We start from the raw sequence: 16,811 nt of genomic DNA on the forward strand, positions 1-16,811 counted from the left end.
AATCATTACCTTCTTTAAAACTCTAATCTGTAAACACGGGAAATAAATTCATCTATCTCCTTGATCAGAGCAGTTTTCTTGCGTATAAGAGTGGTTTCAACTTGCTTTGCTGGCTTTTCTGCGAGCTTATCGTTGATAGTATACACTTTACGAGTAGCTTCAACTACTCGGTCGTATAGGGACTTTTGTTTCGGATCATCAAAGTTTAGCATTACGAACGGTAGTGATGACAGTACAAATGTACCTCTCGAAATGAAGCCGCCTTCAAAGTCACTGCCGACGATATTAAAAATCTTTTCGGTGTAGGAATTGGCAAGCCAAGCCTGTATATATTCAAGATCATAACAGCTATCAGCTTTCTTGGCAACAGCACAGTATCCTGCCGTTCCGCCGGAAGCAATAAGCATATCCGCTTTATCTATAGCATACATAGGATTATCTTTTGCCATGACCTTAACGATGAGCTTGGGAGTATCAATAAACGCTGTTAATGCCTGTGTTCTGCCGTACTGATACCAAGTATCGGCTGTGGCATTGGGAACATCTCTTATTCCTTCTTTTGATACGCACTTAGGCACTAACCTATCATAATAATTTAAGAGATAAGTGTATGTTCCAGGATAATCAGCCTTCATCGTTTCAATAGGAATCAGGTGACCTTCGCTGTCATAAGGGAAGATGATCTTCTTATCCGTTGTTAAGCTATTATAAGTTGTTAGCCCTTTTTCCGCTTTCTTGGTAGGTTTAAAATACGGCTTTAGTATCTTCTTTTCAATAGAATAAACCTTTCCGTCTTTCTTGACAGTAATCGTATCATCATCTTCACTGATTATATCTTCGCCTGCAAACCAATAGATGGGCTGGGGCCTTTCGGCACTTGTTTGGATACCATTGAAAATTTCTGCAAAGCGGTCAAGCGGAGCGGATACAGGCTCAATCTTTTTAAGTATCTCCAGAAACTCAAAGTCAGATGTGAGCTTCCACGGTAGTTCATCAAGTAGAGAGCTGTTCAGTTCTATGCTGTCAGTAGGTTTGCCGAGCCACAGATTATTGGCAGAATCAACATTTGTATACTTGAAGCTATCCTGAGCCTTTTTCTGCATCAGTATAATAGAACTGTATATTGTCTTATCCTCAAACAACTGTGCTGCACCAAAATCGTCCAAGCTGACAAGATATTTTGCCTTAGCAATATAATCACGGAGTTTTGCACCTGCGCCTATCTTGAAGAACTTGTTTGGCACTATGTAGCAAACAAAGCCGTTTTCTTTGACTTTCTGTAAAGCTCTTTCAAGGAATATAAAGTATTTATCAAACTGCTTATGTGCTGTCTTGTACTTCTTTTTGTAAATATCAAATTCAGGTGCGGGAATGAGAGAATGAATATCTTCTGTGGTGACATAAGGTGGATTACCCACAATTGCATCAAAACTATTTACAGCAAGTTCGTCCCAATTAAGCGGTACGATTTCAACAAGCTGTTCATCTGTGCATTTTATTCCTTTCAGTTCAGCATCACTGACCAATGAATTACCATGAAGGATATTAGTGCTGAGGTCAGGCAATATAGGAGTTACTGCCTTAACGGAAGGAGCGGTTTCATTCTCTATCAGCTTTATAAGCAGAGAGAACTTAGCAACTTCAACAGCGTGAATATCAATATCAACACCGTAGATGCAGGAGCAGAGGAGCTTTTTCTTTTCTTCAAGAGGAAGCTTGTATCCTCCGTTGTCTATCTCTATCAGGTGAGACTTATCATTTTCAAGGTACCACTCTACACAATAAGACTGCAAATACTGAAATACTTCTTCAAGAAATACTCCTGAACCGCAAGCAATGTCAGCAACATTAAGCTCACATATTTCATCAGGTGTTTTTCCGTCACAAAGGCGAGAGAGCGTTTTCTCTACCATATACTTCACGATCTCCGTAGGAGTGGTAACAACAGAACGGTTAAGGCAATCTTTTTTCTGCGCCAGTCCTATTTTACCATTATCGAGTATGGTGAGCTGCTCTGTAAGGAACATCTCATAGATTTTGCCGAGCATATTCGGCTCTATGATGCTGAACAGATACGGGCTTTGTGGGTAGTACAAGCCTTTTATCATATCTGCGATAACGCTGTTGTTGAGGTCGAAAATGATATAATCTCCTGAGAACATACCGGAGTTATATCTCTTGTCAGCATCACGGAAGAGGGCTTCCAGTTCTTTTTGAAGCGTTGCAGAATCAGTAATTGTATCTTTGAGTTTGTGATAGAGAGGAAGGTTCTTGTCCTCACATATTCTGATAAAAACGATCTGGTTGATAAATTCCTGAACGACATCATTCAACACATCAAGAGAGGTATATCGTCCGCCTTTAGCATACAGTTCATTACTTAATGCGATTCGCCAATCATTGATCTGCTTTAAGAAAAGAACATCGACCTGCTGCTTCTGACTGCCTGCACCTGCAAATGTCTCACTAAAATACTTGTCAAACTCACCACTGTAAACAGAATCTCTCGATACAAGTTTGGTTATCTCATCGAGTTTCTCAACATATTCGGTGTACTTATAGATGCGGTAGCGTGAAACAGAGCATTTATCATTATCATGCGGTACAGTAGTAGTATCGTAGATAATGAAATACTCAAAGTTCGTGAGAACAGCTATCTTGTGCTTTGCGTTCCAACCGTATTTTCTTGCCTGAACAGCAGGAGACGGGTCTTTGCTGATGTCAACATGAGGTTTCTTGGCTTCAACAAAGAACTTGGATACGCCTCTCAGTGTAAGAGAGTAGTCAGGACGGTCGCTTGAACTTGCGTGGTACTCTGCTATTACTTCTCTATACTGCGGAGCTAAACCTTTTTTGTTGGCAACGTCCCAACCGAGAATTTCGAGAAAAGGGTTTATGAACTCATCTCGACAGGAATGCTCGTTATAAGTATTAGATTTATATTCTTTAATATTGCTGTCAAATCGATTGACGAGCTGTTTTAAAAGCTCTACCTTATCCATTTAATAACCTTTCAAAATATGTACATTAGATTTGATTAGTAATTGTTTACCCTAGATTTTCTATTTTTCATTTTTTTGTAAATACGAACAAATAAGTTGAATCATATTTGTAACATTTGCATCAGAAAGAATAATTCTAGTCCCTGTACTTCGTGGGTTTTGTGTATTTTCTTATTCACCAACAAATAAACACGAATAATCGCTCCCCGTAACACTTTTCAGATAAACGAGGTCTGAAAAGTTGAAACCATAATTAAGAGAAGAATCCTTATTTTCTTCTCCAGTAGTAATGAAATGTAATTTCTTCTGATCAATGCCTGTGAACTCAGACAGTTTTTCAGCTCCGAATCCTTTTTCATTTAGATGATACAACACAACTCTTGAAAGCTGAATCTGCATCGCCTTGTCAATATCATTATCAGCACAACCGTCCATAATATCCAGAATCATAAATAAAATGCTACTATCTGTTTCAGAAGAAATATCTTTTGGCTCAAATTTTATGTTCTGCTCATTCACAAGCCACCAGATAGGACAACCTACATATTTTGCAATGGCAAGCTTTTGTTCATCAGAAGTTTCCACAACTGCTTTAAGACTGTTGAATCTTTGAGGAATAGCATTAAGTTTTTTTAGAACAGATTTTTTACTGCTAAGTCTTACAGACACATTTTCATCAAAATCAAGAAGTGAATCTATTGATACCTCAAAATAATCTGCGATTTTTTTTAATATTTCACCATTCGGAATTGTACCTTTCTTCCAGTTGTTCGCTGAACCAGATGATATTTCAAGTTCTTTAAGAACAGCATGAGGTTTCATTCCTTTTATTTCTGATAGATATTGAAACTTCTCCCAAAACATAGACAAATATTCTCCTTGATTTTTGTAAGATACGACAAAAATCGCATTTTAATGCAACTAATTTAAAATAGCTTCTTGACAATTGCGTTTAAATGCAATATAATCATAAATAGAGAAAGATAAATGCAATTTCTAATTGTATTCTAATTATCTTTAACAATATTATATCACATTCAAGTTTAAAATGCAATACTTTTCTCTAAAATTCACATATGGAAAGGAGTCAAAAATGAAAGAAAAAGGTGATGTTCCAAATCTTCCGCCTGAATTTAACCCCATAATTCCACTTCGTGACGAGTCACCACAAAGAGAATTTCCAATTAAGGCATTACCTCCAATTATTCATGAAATGGTAATAGGCATTGCTGAAACTACAGGCACAGATCCAGCAATGGCAGCAACTTCGATCTTATCAGCAATTAGCTATTGCTTTACAGGCAAGTATAGAATGCAGGGTAAAGCCGACCATTCAGAACCACCCATGATTTATAGTTTCATTATTGCTGAACCTTCAGAGCGTAAATCACCTGTGGTAAAGTTCATCAAAAAGCCGTTTGTTGATTTTGAGATGCAATATAATCTGGAACACGCTGAAGCATTCCACAAAGCGGAAGCTGTGAAAAAGAAACTGCTTCTTGAAGCTGATAAGCTTGAAAAAGAGGGTAGCAAGGACGTTGACCAGATTGCAAAGCTTAGAACACAGGCAGAGCAAATGGAAACTGTGGGCAGAAGACGAATTGCTGTAGATGATATTACTCCTGAATCGTTGATTCAGCTTATGGGAAGAAACCGCTCGTTGCTGATGATCTCAGATGAGGCTGGGATGCTTGGGAACTTCGCAGGGCGATACTCCAACAATAGTATGCCGAATATGGATATGATTCTGAAAGCGTGGAGCGGTGAAAGTTTTTTCTGTGACAGAGCAACAAAAGAAACCATACAGATACCTACTCCATGTCTGTCGATCAGTCTGGCTGGACAGCCATATTTGTGGGACAACATGGTTTCCAATCCTGTATTCCGAAACAGTGGACTTCTTGCAAGATTTTTCTACTGTTTTCCCAAAAGCAAAGTCGGTACAAGACGATATGATTCCAAAGCAATTGCCGCTGCCGTAGTTGACAGTTACAACAAGCTGATCAATGTTCTTCTCACAAGAAAATTCAATGCAGGAGATACAGAAGAAAAATTTCTGAAATTTGGTGAAACTGCACAGCAAAATTTCATTGATTACTACAACCAATATATCGAGAAAATTCAACTGACAGAGTTTGCAAACTGCAAGGACTGGGGTGGTAAATACCACGGGCAGATACTTCGCCTGTGCTGTGTTATCCATTGTGTAAAGTGTGTATTGAAAAATGAAAGTCCTGAAAATGTCCTTGTCAGTGCAGATACGCTTTGCAATGCAATCGATATTGCGGATTACTACAAAGAACAGGCAATCTACGCATTCAGCATCGGTGGAGTAGATCAGGAAATTCTGAAAGCAGAAAAGGCTCTGGAAATCATCAGGGCAAAACAGATTAGGGAAGGTTTTCAATCAGCATTGTTGAAGAAGTGCCGAAATAAAATTTTTGCAGAATCTGATGATTTCTATAAGGCACTGAAACTGCTTGAAGAATACGGTTACGTTGCTCTTGATGAGAGAGAAACCGGTAACCACAAATCAGCGGTTTATGTTTATGTCAATCCGAAAGTATTTGAAAAACCGTCTGATGATCGCTGACCTTGTCAGCGAAAGCCCTCGGCAGAGCGTCTGTATATGTGATAGACTGTTCAAGGGCTGTCATATATACTATGGCGTTACAATAGGCATAGCCTGTTGTAAATCGGTGCTTCGCACCGTGGTTTCAGCGATAGTCTGAAACCGGTTGCCGCAATCCTCAGATTGTTCGGCAACGTCGGTTTTGAGAAAGGAGGCATGGAGGGATAACGCTTTTTCAAAAGAGTTTCCCACCAGATATAGATGAAAGAAAAACGCATTTCATTTTGTCAGGGCAAAGGATCGCTAACGCATAATAACCGCTTATTTATTGCAGATAATGTAGACCGCAGCCACATAAAAGATAATATTACATTTATCAGGGAAGACATCGGCTATGTGTATGAACATCTGTTTGCGGAGTCAACCAGACGATACAACGCCCGACAAAAACGAAACGACAGAAAAATCCATTGCAGTTACTATGAATCTCTGTTCCATCGGAAACCCACTAATTCCGTTGTAACAGCTGCCGACAAACGCAAAAGCTTCTATGAAGATGTCGTGCAGATCGGCAGAAAAGAAGATTCCGGAGTGGATACAGAAGACGCACAGCTTGTGGCAGATTGCCTGAAAGAGTACATGGCAGGGTATCAGAAACGTAATCCAAACTTTGTGGTATTCAACGCTGTCCTGCACATGGACGAAGCCACACCGCATCTGCATATTGACTATATTCCTGTCGGACATTACAGACGTGGACAAGATACGCAGAATGGCATTGCCCAGGCTCTCAAAGAAATGGGATTCGGTGAGGGCAAGGGTGCAATTGCAAGGTGGAGAGCATCGGAAATTGAAGTGTTGAATCAGATATGCATTGCATACGGCATAAAACCGTTAGAGCCTGAAAAGTCAAGGGGTTCTATGTCGGTGAAAGAGTACAAAGAAGCAAGGCGAGAAGCAGATAGACTTAAAGTTGAAAATGTCCAACTAAAAAACGAAAATGAAAATATTACTCATGAACTTGCCGAAACAAAAGCAATGCTGGAAAAGGCAAGCAAGAAAAAGATACAGCTCGTTGACATCGGAAAGATCGAAGTGAAACCTACCATTTTCGGAAATAAAGTCACAGTTGATAAAGACGATTACGACAAACTTCACACTCTTGCTGAAAAAGAGGTAGTCAGCGTAAAGCAGACCAGAAAACTGTCCGCTGAAAACAAAAGGCTCAGCGAAGAAAATGCAGCACTGAAAAGTACTGTAGATCAACAGGCTGCTGAACTTGCCGAATACAAGAAGCCTGCAACACTATCCGTCAAAACACTGAAAAAAGGTGCAAAGGAAACCTCTGAAAAGGAACGATTAGCATCTGATTTACAGAAAGCAAGATCATTCATTGCAGACAATGGGCTTACAGAAGCGTTCCGCAGATACAGATCAAATACAAAAAATCACGAATTAGAGTAAAGGAGATTATTACCATGACACAGGAAAGAAAAAATGCAATCGTTGATGACATTATGGCACTTCTCATTCAGCTTACCGATGAAGAAGCGGTGACAGAAACCAAGGCAAAACCCGTTGAAATGCTCACGATCAAAGAGTGTACAGAGCTCATCAAGGGGCTTAGCGAACACACAGTCCGTCAACTTGTGGCACAGGGAAAAGTGAAGTATATCCGCACAGGACAGGGCAAACATGGAAAAATTCTCGTAAATAAAGAAGATTTGGTTCATCTCTTTGCATGATGAACTGCTTTGAGGAAATCAGAAATCGTCTGGATATACGGACAGTGGTGGAGTATTATGGCATTGAGATCAAGCGAAACAACACCTGCCTCTGTCCGTTCCATGACGATCATCACCCGTCAGTACGCATCTATCCCAACGCATTTCATTGCTTTACCTGCAATGTGCATTATGATGTTTTGGGTTTTGCTATGGCACTTTTTAATCTGTCAGCTCTTGATGCTGCAAGAAAGCTGAACGATGATTTTCAGCTGGGTATTGCGTTCGGCAGACAGAAAACTCCCTATAAACTGGCTTACAACGAAAGTGCCGAACTTCTTGAAATACGCAGGAAAAAGCGTGAACGCTTTGAAAAATGGGAAAAAGAGGCATGGCAGACTATACGTGATTATCTGTGGTTTATGCGTGATTGGCTGGAACGGTACAAACCTTTGCCTGAAGATACCGATATTGATGAACGTTTCCATATTGCAAATGTGGAATATTATCATGCGGAAGAATTTTCACTTGACTGGATTCAGCAGTTTTCAAATGAAGAAAAGATTGAATGGAAGTGGATAGTTGATAAGATGAGAAGATTTCTTGATGAACATAAAGAGAAAGAAAAGCCACAAAGTACAGAAAGTCTAGAGACATATATTAAGGTTTCAAGGACAAAATCACCAGACAGTATTCCTGTTAATTGGTGATAATCACAAGAAAGTACAGGAAACCCACAAAGTCCAAGGACAAAACTATAACATTTTAGGAGGTAATAGACAGCACTATGGCTGCAATCGATAAACGTGGAAACACATTCAGAATCAGAGTTTTCGTTGGTACTGATGCGAATGGCAAGAAGATTATGAAGTCCACAACATTCACTCCGCCGACAGACACAACACCGAAAAGGGCTGAGAAACTTGCTCAGGAGTTCGCCTTTGAATTTGAACGTCAATGCAAAGGATATATCAGTTTCAATGAAAATATGAGATTTTCAGAGCTTGCAGATTGGTATTTCACTAACTTTGCACCGGTAGAATTAAAAGCATCGACCGTTTACACCTATACCGGACAGTATAAGAAGCATATCAAACCTGTTCTTGGCAACATGAAATTAAAAAATATTACAACGCCAAAACTGACACAGGTAATGCAGTCATACAATTTAAATCCTGCGACTGTCAGAAAATTGTATGTCATTATTCAGTCTATTTTCAAACGTGGTATGGAACAAGGATTTCTGCGTGATAACCCTTGCCATAATGTTATTCTTCCAAAGAATAAGGAACAGCACAAAGTTATGGCTCTTACAGAAGATGAATTAAAACGCTTTGTGAAAATGCTTAATGAAAAGTCATGTGATGAAGATGTTAAGCGTATCATCAGAGTGCTGCTTTATACGGGAATGCGTTCGGGAGAGTGCTTTGCACTACGCTGGGAAGATGTTGACTTTGAGAATATGTCAATTTCAATCAAGCATACACTGAATGACATAGGCGGAAAGCATGAATTGACACCGCCAAAAACGAAAAAGAGTATCCGAACAATCGGTATGAGTAAAACTGTTGCTGATATATTTCAAGAACAGAAAAAGTACACCGATGATTTGAAAATTGCTCTTGGTGATAGTTATGCACATCCAGAAATGGTATTTCCATCAGCAAACGGCAATTATCGTGACAGAAGTTCTGTTTTGACTTCGCTGAAACGCTTTACCAAAGGCACAGAATTCGAGCATATGACGTTACACAAGTTAAGACATTGCAATGCTACTATGCTTTTGAATATGGGCGTAGATCTCAAAATCATCAGTGACCATTTAGGACATTGTGACATCAATGTCACAGCTGATATTTATGCAGATGTGCTTAGCAGTACACGAAAAGTGTTGGCGGATTCTATTGAGAAAAAGCTGACTGAATAAAGAACAGAAATTACAGCAACATAAAAAAATCGCTCTGTAAAACACAGAGCGATTTTAAAATACTTTTTAGTTGTCCAGAAGTTGTCCAAATGGATTTCTGAAACAAAAGAAATAACGCAATATCGACAAAAAATCGATGTTTCCTTATCTCTTTGAGAACTGCGGTGCACGACGTGCAGCCTTCAGACCGTACTTCTTACGTTCCTTCATTCTCGGGTCACGAGTGAGGAAGCCAGCCTTCTTCAGAACCGGACGCAGTTCCGGACTGAATACCAGCAGAGCACGGGAGATGCCGTGACGGATCGCACCAGCCTGACCGGTGACACCGCCGCCGGTAACTGTGCAGATAACGTCCAGCTTGTCCATGTTGTCAGTCAGATTCAGCGGCTGACGAACGATCAGCTTCAGAGTATCCAGACCGAAGTATTCGTCAATGCTTCTGCCGTTGATCGTGATGCTGCCGTTGCCCGGATACAGACGAACTCTTGCAACAGAGTGCTTACGTCTGCCGGTACCATAATAGTATTTTACCTTAGATTCGTACATCTTTTCTGCTCCCTTCTCTTAGAACTCGCAAACTTCCGGCTTCTGAGCCGCCTGCTTGTGCTCTGCACCCTTGTAAGCGTGCAGACGCTTCAGCTGGTTTGCACCCTGAGTGTTGTGCGGGAGCATGCCCTTAACAGCGATCGTCATTGCTTCATCTGCTTTTTCTTCCATCATAACCTTATACTGTGTCTTCTTCAGACCACCGATCCAACCGGTGTGCCAGTAATAGAACTTCTTTTCCAGCTTGTTGCCGGTCAGAACTGCCTTGTCACAGTTGATGATGATTACGTTATCACCGCAGTCAACGTGCGGTGCGAATGTGGGCTTGTGCTTACCACGCAGCAGGTGTGCAGCCTTTGCAGCGACACGGCCCAGCGGCTTGCCGGCAGCGTCCAGCACATACCACTTGCGATCTACTTCGCCAGCCTTCGGCATAGTTGTTGCCATAGTCAATTCCTCCATTGAAACTTCTATCAAAAATAATCTCGATCCAGCCAAAAAGCAGGATCAGGCAGAGGGCAGTTGGGTTAGACTGCACTGCCGGCATTTCGCAAGATTATAACCGGTCTCTCTGACAGTACAAAAACTATTATACCATAGATTCAGCGGAAATGTCAAGCGGAAATCCGCAGTTTTTTTTCGATTTTCAGAGGAAATCCGCTGTGGATTTTGTGCATATTGCCATTTTGCCGCCGAAACCGGACTGCCGGCTTGCAATTTTTCAGGAACTGCGATATAATAGTATATCAGAACATGCCCCGCCAAACTGGGGACATGCTCGGCAGATCTCTGCCGGAACGGAGGTATCAGAAAATGGCACAATCCAAGACGACCGGCGGCGAGGGGATCGTTTACCTGACACGCCGTGCCTATGAAAGCGGTGAGATCCGCCTGCTGCTGCGGACAGATGCTGTCTGTGCAGAACGGGATACCGGCTGGCAGCTGTTACAGGGCAGCGAAACCGGACTGGAACTGTCCAATCCGGAAAACGGGCTGCTGGTATCCGTCGCCAGAGCACTGGAACTGGAACCGAAGCTGACACCGCTTCTGGGGGTATCTTCTGCCCCGTGCAGGGCGGCATATGCCTATGACGAAAAAAACGGCGGGTTTGTCCCCACGGCGTATCCCGCGGACATTCCCACCGAATTTTAAGGCAACACCGCACAAGGCTCGCCTGCCGGCTTTGCACGGTGTTTCCTTAAGAATAAAGCGATTTACAGAATTGCCGGCAGTGCTCCGGTAATAATATGACTTGGGTCTGCGTTGGCAAGGATCATATAGTACACCAGACACGCAAGCATACATATAATGAAAAAAGCGACAACAACACGCAGTCGGAAACGCAGAAACGGTTTCGGCTTGTGAATATCATCAACACGGTGCAGCTGCTTTTGTCTTTTACGCATGATACAGGACTCCTTTCAACCAGTAGGTTTGAAACTTATGCTACTATTATAAATGATAAAGTGAAATTTTGCAAGTGCTAATCAGTATATAGGGATAATTTAGTGAAGGGAATTAAGAAATGCTATTTCAAAAAAATTTCGGTCCAATTGTTTTAAAAGAAGACGGAGAACTTTCAAAGCAAATTGATGCAGTAAAACAGCAAATCGATATGGCATCTGAACCAGAAAAAATAAAATTGAAAAGCCAGTTAAAATTGTTGCAGGAAGGGGAAACTGGCGAGAAAAATATTCTGTTTGAGTTGAAAAACAGCGGAATTGATATGTATATTCTGCATGACATTCGTTTAGAAGATGGCGACCGATCTGCTCAAATTGACTTTCTTGTAGTGACGAGAAAATTGATTTTTGTCATTGAAAGTAAACATTTGATTGGAGATATTGAAATTGACGAGAATAATGGCTTCATTAGAAGTTATGAATACTATGGAAAGAAAGTAAGAGAAGGCTTTTATTCCCCAGTCACACAAAATCAGCGACACTTGCAGTTGATTCACGATGTTGTCATGAATCATAAGAAAAATGCTATTATGCGGCTTGCATTTGACCATTGGTTTTCGGATTATTATCAATCTCTTGTTGTTTTAGCAAACCCTAAAAACTGTATTCGAAATTACAGCAAGGATAAGCAGATTTCGCAGCAAGTTATTCGTGCAGACCAGTTAATTTCTACAATTAAGAAAATGAATCGTAATGCAAAGATTGATTCTAGCAATCAGAAGGATTGCTTAAAAATTGCGGAAAACTTTATGGAATGGAATGTGGAAAAAGCAGATGCGTGGCAAACTGCTTTTGAGAAAAGTGTTCCAGAAAGCGAAAATGATAAAGAAGAAACACAGAGTACTGAACAAGATATAAAAATTTGTCCACGTTGTGGTGGAAAGCTAGTGGTTCGTAAAGCAAAGAAAGGTATGTATATCGGCAATTCGTTTTATGGTTGTGAAAATTATCCGAAGTGCCGATATATTCAAAATATAACCGTAGACACATCTAAAAAGTAGAGATGGGAAGGAGTTACTTCTATGTGTGGTTTTGTAGGATTCACCAATCATATTGACAACTCGAACGTGGTTCTCGGAGAGATGCTGGATAAGATCAAGCACCGCGGACCGGACGCAGAGGGTACTTATATTGACGAAGACATTGCACTGGGACACCGCCGCCTGAGCATCATCGATGTTTCCGAGGCAGGCACACAGCCGCTGTACAGCGAGGACGGCAATCTGGCACTGCTGTTCAACGGCGAGATCTATAACTATCAGGAGATTCGTGCCCGTCTGATCGAAGCCGGCTATCACTTCGCCACACAGACAGACTCCGAGGTACTGATCTATGGCTATCAGGAATACGGTGCAGACCTGCTGCAACAGCTGCGGGGCATGTTCTCTTTTGTCATCTGGGATAAGCGGGAGAAAAAACTCTTTGGAGCACGGGACTTTTTCGGCATCAAGCCTATGTACTATGCCCAGATGGGAGAAACGTTCCTGTTCGGCTCGGAGATCAAGAGCTTTCTGTGCCACCCGCATTTTAAAAAGGTACTGAACACCGCCGCACTGGAAAACTATCTGACGTTCCAGTACTCGCCCTGTGACGAAACCTTTTTCCAAGGGGTGTATAAGCTGCCGCCGGCACACTATTTCACCTATCAGGACGGCAAATTTACCATGAAGCGGTACTGGGACGTTCACTTCAAGGCAGACCAGAAGCCGGATCTGGACACATGGGTGAACCGCATTTCGGATACGTTCCACGACAGCGTAGAGGCTCACAAGATCGCCGATGTAGAAGTTGGCTCGTTCCTGTCCAGCGGCGTGGATTCCAGCTATGTGGCAGCTATTGCCAATGTGGATAAGACATTCACGGTCGGCTTCGGTACAGAAGAACGCTATAACGAGATCGGCTGGGCAAAGGGCTTCTCCGAGGCAATCGGCAAGAAGAACTACAACAAGGTCATCACACCGGAAGAATACTGGGAAAAGCTGCCCATGATCCAGTACCACATGGACGAACCGCTGGCGGATCCGGCAGCGATCGCCCTGTACTTCGTGTGCAATCTGGCTTCCCAGTCCCTGAAAGTCGTGCTCTCCGGCGAGGGTGCCGACGAGATCTTCGGCGGCTACAACGTCTACAGCGAACCGGGCGGGTCTGCCTATGATAAGCTGCCCCGCGGACTGCGTCGCGGCATCGGACACATCGCAGAGAAAATGCCGGCACACCGCGGCAGAAACTTCCTCGTCCGCAAGGGCAAGGATCTGGAAGAACGCTTTATCGGCAACGCCTATATGTTCACACCGGAGGAACGTAAGGCACTGCTGAAGATCCGCACCAACGCTCCCGATCCCATGGCGATCACCAAGCCGTTCTATGACAAGGTGCAGGATCAGGACGATGTGACAAAGATGCAGTATCTGGATCTGCACATGTGGATGGCAGGGGATATTCTGCTGAAAGCCGACAAGATGAGCATGGCGAATTCGCTGGAACTGCGTGTGCCGTTTTTGGATAAAAAGGTCATGGAACTGGCAGAGCAGATCCCCACACGGTACCGCGTCACCCGCGAAGCCGTTACCGACGAAAAGACGCCGTATATCACCAAGTACGCCATGCGTCTGGCTGCCAAAAAGGACACTCCGCCCCAGACTGCAAAGACCGCAGCCAAGAAGAAGCTGGGCTTTCCGGTACCGATTCGGGTTTGGCTGAAAGAAGACAAATACTACAGCATTGTGCGGGAACGCTTTGAGAGCGACGAGGCAAACCGGTTTTTCCACACCGAAAAGCTGGTGCATCTGCTGGACGATCACCGTGCAGGCAAGGCAGACAACAGCCGGAAGATCTGGACACTGTATATGTTCCTGGTATGGTACCAGATCTATTTTCCGGAGGCATGCGGAGCGTAAAGGAGCGGCAGAACAAAAATGGCAAGTCATGTAACCTATGCCTATATCCGGCAGAATCCCGATATTCGGGAATATATCCGCCGTGCCGATATGTCCCTTGCGGCGATCGGCTATACCGAGCATTCCTTTGCTCATGTGGAAAAGGCGGCACACAATGCGGCAATGATTCTGGAAACCCTGAACTATCCGCCGCGGCAGGTGGAACTGGCGAAAATCGCCGGCTTTCTCCACGACATCGGAAACGTCATCAACCGGAACGACCACGCCCAAAGCGGTGCAGTCATGGCATTTCGTCTGCTGGACCGGCTGGAAATGCCGGTAGACGAGATCTGTTCTATCATCTCGGCGATCGGCAACCACGACGAGGGCACTGCCCAGCCGGTAGATGCCATTTCCGCTGCCCTGATCATTGCAGACAAGACGGACGTTCGCCGCAGCCGCGTGCGGAACACCGACTTTATGACTTTCGATATTCACGACCGCGTGAACTATGCGGTAGAATATTCCAACCTGCATTTCAGCGAGGACAAAAAGTCACTCGTTCTGGATCTGACCATTGACACGGAGATCTCCTCTGTGCTGGAATATTTCGAAATTTTCATGGAACGCATGCTGCTTTCCAAGCGTGCTGCCCTGTCCTTTGATAAAAAGTTCAAGATGTACATCAACGGCAGCAGTATTTTGTAAAGACAACTCCGCTGGCTCCCAGCGGCATTGCCATAGATTCCCGAAGCCGATGCACGACTTCGGAGAAAACAACGGAGGTACAATATCATGATTTCACCGTATCCGCATCTGATTGATTTGAACGACTATCCTGTTTCGTGGTGGAAACAGGTGGTGGATCTGGGGGAACAGATCAAAAATCACCCCGAAATTTACGCCGGTGCATGCAGCAACAAGATCATGGCGACCTTGTTCTATGAGCCGTCCACCCGTACCCAGATGTCTTTCCAGACCGCAATGCTGCGTCTGGGCGGCAGACTGATCGGGTTCGACAATCCGGCAAACTCCTCGGTGTCCAAGGGCGAAACTCTGAAAGATACCACAAAGATCGTCAGCGGCTACGCAGATATTCTGGTGATGCGTCACCCGGTAGCCGGTGCGGCAAAGGCAGCTGCCCTGTCCGCAGACTGTCCGGTCATCAATGCCGGCGACAGCGGACACCTGCACCCCACCCAGACCTTGACCGACCTGCTGACCCTCCAGTGTGAAAAGGGCAGACTGGATCACCTGACCATTGGTCTGTGCGGCGACCTGATCAACGGCAGAACTGTGCACTCTCTGTTGAAAGCAATGTCCTGCTTCGAGGGCAACCACTTCATTCTGATCTCCACACCGGAACTGGGACTGCCGTCCTATGTCAAGGATATTCTGAACGCCAGCAACTGTGACTTTGAGGAAGTTTCTTCTCTGGAAGAAGTTCTTCCGAAGCTGGACGTTCTGTACATGACACGGATCCAGCAGGAGCGTTTTGCCAGCCGCGAGGAATATCTGGCACAGAAGGATACCTATATCCTTACCACCAAGAAGATGCAGGCAGCCAAGAAAGACCTGATCGTGCTGCACCCGCTGCCCCGCGTGGACGAAATCGAAGTGGCTCTGGACGAAGACCCCCGTGCGATGTACTTCAAGCAGGCAAAGTATGGCATGTACGTCCGCATGGCACTAATCATCACCATGCTGAATCTGGACACCCACACCACACTGCTCCGCGGCAAGACGTTCCCCGGTGCAGTCTGCAAGAATCCCAACTGTATTACCCACACTGAAACCTATCTGCCTAAGAGCTTTATTTCCCTCGGAAATTCTCTGTTGGAGTGTGAGTTCTGCAATGAACGGCTGTTGATGGAACACTGATCGGAACAACATTTTTCCTGTCATTTCCAAAAAGCACGATTTCCCACCGCGGAAACCGTGCTTTTTTTGCACAAAAATATAGATGAAAAAAGATGAATCTATACAAGTTTTTCACGAATCCGGTTAATCTTTTATAAATCCCCTTGCCAAGAAAATCGGTTTGTGCTATACTAAAGGGGAAGAAAAGGGAACGCCGTCAGCAATTCCATGCAAACTTTATGCAGCGTTTCCCTAAGGCAATACCGCACAATCTTTGTGCGGTATTGCCCTAAGCTTTGGAAAATCGATGGCGGCAGACTTATGCCGGCAGGCGGAACCGTTTTGCGGCGATGCTGCAAATGCCGAATGCGGGAATGCACAGCAAAAACCACAGTCCCGAAAAGGGCAGGCAGATCTGTCCGTAGAGGTTCAGCGGCATGCTGCTGTAGTCCCAGACGTTCCAGCCCATGACCAGATTGTCCGCCACCCCAACGGTGAATTCCAGTGCCGTGATCAGCAGTGCTCCGCAAAGGCATTGCAGCAGCAGCGTTTTCGGCGGTGCTGCCGCGTGAAGCAGATACAGCCCCACCGCAGCCGTACCGCCGGTGAGCGTCATGGTCCAGTGGGTGTACCCGCGGCAGACGATCTCCAGCAGACTGTAGACAAACGCCCCCAGCAGGAAGAACCAGCAGAGTTCGTAGAATCGGATATGCAGCTTCAAAAAATCACTTCCTGTTTCGTGTGTATGCATAAACGTAGTCTGTGCAGAATGGGAGAAAATATGCGGCTGGAGTTTCCAGTTCAAAGCGATCCATTCAAGTTTTATTTTTTGGAGGTATCA

16 protein-coding genes are annotated in these 16,811 nt (G+C 44.0%); 10 read left to right on the top strand and 6 right to left on the bottom strand.

The genetic code is table 11. The annotated features are described in order from the left end of the window. Positions 1 to 14 precede the first annotated feature (14 nt). Both DXB92_RS07760 and DXB92_RS07765 read right to left on the bottom strand, forming a co-directional pair. Positions 15 to 3,002, bottom strand: a complete 2,988-nt coding sequence (locus DXB92_RS07760; RefSeq protein ID WP_117733432.1) for an N-6 DNA methylase — start codon at positions 3,000 to 3,002, stop codon at positions 15 to 17. 171 nt (positions 3,003 to 3,173) lie between these two features. Continuing rightward, on the bottom strand, positions 3,174 to 3,866 hold the full coding sequence (locus tag DXB92_RS07765; RefSeq protein WP_117733433.1) for a helix-turn-helix transcriptional regulator: 693 nt from the start codon (positions 3,864 to 3,866) through the stop codon (positions 3,174 to 3,176). Between the two features lie 229 nt (positions 3,867 to 4,095). Between DXB92_RS07765 and DXB92_RS07770 the strand changes: the two genes are divergently transcribed. The 5 genes from DXB92_RS07770 (at position 4,096) to DXB92_RS07790 (ending at position 9,225) form a co-directional block, all read left to right on the top strand. Then, on the top strand, positions 4,096 to 5,595 hold the full coding sequence (locus DXB92_RS07770; protein WP_181976973.1) for a YfjI family protein: 1,500 nt from the start codon (positions 4,096 to 4,098) through the stop codon (positions 5,593 to 5,595). Between the two features lie 240 nt (positions 5,596 to 5,835). Further along, positions 5,836 to 7,038, top strand: coding sequence for a plasmid recombination protein (locus tag DXB92_RS07775; protein WP_117733435.1), 1,203 nt, complete (start codon positions 5,836 to 5,838; stop codon positions 7,036 to 7,038). Between the two features lie 14 nt (positions 7,039 to 7,052). Beyond that, a complete protein-coding gene (locus DXB92_RS07780) occupies positions 7,053 to 7,319 on the top strand; it encodes a helix-turn-helix domain-containing protein (RefSeq protein ID WP_117733436.1) in 267 nt (88 codons plus the stop codon). Continuing rightward, complete coding sequence (locus DXB92_RS07785; RefSeq protein WP_278277770.1) at positions 7,319 to 8,008, top strand: CHC2 zinc finger domain-containing protein; 690 nt, start codon at positions 7,319 to 7,321, stop codon at positions 8,006 to 8,008. Before DXB92_RS07780 ends, DXB92_RS07785 begins: the two co-directional genes overlap by 1 nt. A gap of 77 nt (positions 8,009 to 8,085) precedes the next feature. Next, a complete protein-coding gene (locus DXB92_RS07790; protein ID WP_117733438.1) occupies positions 8,086 to 9,225 on the top strand; it encodes a site-specific integrase in 1,140 nt (379 codons plus the stop codon). A gap of 144 nt (positions 9,226 to 9,369) precedes the next feature. Here DXB92_RS07790 and rpsI read toward each other — a convergent pair whose 3' ends face one another. Beyond that, positions 9,370 to 9,771 carry a 30S ribosomal protein S9 gene (gene rpsI / locus DXB92_RS07795; protein ID WP_021682980.1) on the bottom strand — a complete coding sequence of 134 codons (402 nt, stop codon included), beginning with the start codon at positions 9,769 to 9,771 and terminating at the stop codon, positions 9,370 to 9,372. Positions 9,772 to 9,789: 18 nt separating this feature from the next. Further along, entirely contained in the window at positions 9,790 to 10,218 is a 429-nt protein-coding gene (gene rplM / locus DXB92_RS07800) for a 50S ribosomal protein L13 (RefSeq protein WP_040648056.1), read from the bottom strand. Positions 10,219 to 10,584: 366 nt separating this feature from the next. Between rplM and DXB92_RS07805 the strand changes: the two genes are divergently transcribed. Beyond that, on the top strand, positions 10,585 to 10,923 hold the full coding sequence (locus DXB92_RS07805) for a DUF2185 domain-containing protein (RefSeq protein WP_040648057.1): 339 nt from the start codon (positions 10,585 to 10,587) through the stop codon (positions 10,921 to 10,923). 62 nt (positions 10,924 to 10,985) lie between these two features. Here DXB92_RS07805 and DXB92_RS07810 read toward each other — a convergent pair whose 3' ends face one another. Next, entirely contained in the window at positions 10,986 to 11,177 is a 192-nt protein-coding gene (locus DXB92_RS07810) for a hypothetical protein (protein ID WP_040648058.1), read from the bottom strand. Positions 11,178 to 11,296: 119 nt separating this feature from the next. Between DXB92_RS07810 and DXB92_RS14130 the strand changes: the two genes are divergently transcribed. From DXB92_RS14130 to pyrB, 4 genes are all read left to right on the top strand, one after another. Beyond that, positions 11,297 to 12,235 carry an NERD domain-containing protein gene (locus DXB92_RS14130; RefSeq protein WP_117733439.1) on the top strand — a complete coding sequence of 313 codons (939 nt, stop codon included), beginning with the start codon at positions 11,297 to 11,299 and terminating at the stop codon, positions 12,233 to 12,235. Between the two features lie 21 nt (positions 12,236 to 12,256). Beyond that, positions 12,257 to 14,131 carry an asparagine synthase (glutamine-hydrolyzing) gene (gene asnB / locus DXB92_RS07820; protein ID WP_021682985.1) on the top strand — a complete coding sequence of 625 codons (1,875 nt, stop codon included), beginning with the start codon at positions 12,257 to 12,259 and terminating at the stop codon, positions 14,129 to 14,131. An 18-nt stretch (positions 14,132 to 14,149) separates the two neighbouring features. Continuing rightward, on the top strand, positions 14,150 to 14,818 hold the full coding sequence (locus DXB92_RS07825) for an HD domain-containing protein (protein WP_117733440.1): 669 nt from the start codon (positions 14,150 to 14,152) through the stop codon (positions 14,816 to 14,818). 87 nt (positions 14,819 to 14,905) lie between these two features. Further along, positions 14,906 to 15,991 (top strand): aspartate carbamoyltransferase, encoded by a 1,086-nt coding sequence (pyrB, locus tag DXB92_RS07830; RefSeq protein ID WP_181976974.1) that lies wholly within the window; start codon positions 14,906 to 14,908, stop codon positions 15,989 to 15,991. A gap of 298 nt (positions 15,992 to 16,289) precedes the next feature. On the opposite strand, the gene DXB92_RS07835 is transcribed toward pyrB, so the two are convergent. After that, positions 16,290 to 16,691, bottom strand: a complete 402-nt coding sequence (locus DXB92_RS07835; RefSeq protein ID WP_242986625.1) for a putative ABC transporter permease — start codon at positions 16,689 to 16,691, stop codon at positions 16,290 to 16,292. Positions 16,692 to 16,811 lie beyond the last annotated feature (120 nt).

The sequence above is a fragment of the Ruminococcus sp. OM06-36AC genome (genome assembly GCF_003438725.1).
GTDB classification, from domain to species: Bacteria; Bacillota; Clostridia; order Oscillospirales; family Ruminococcaceae; genus Ruminococcus_C; species Ruminococcus_C callidus.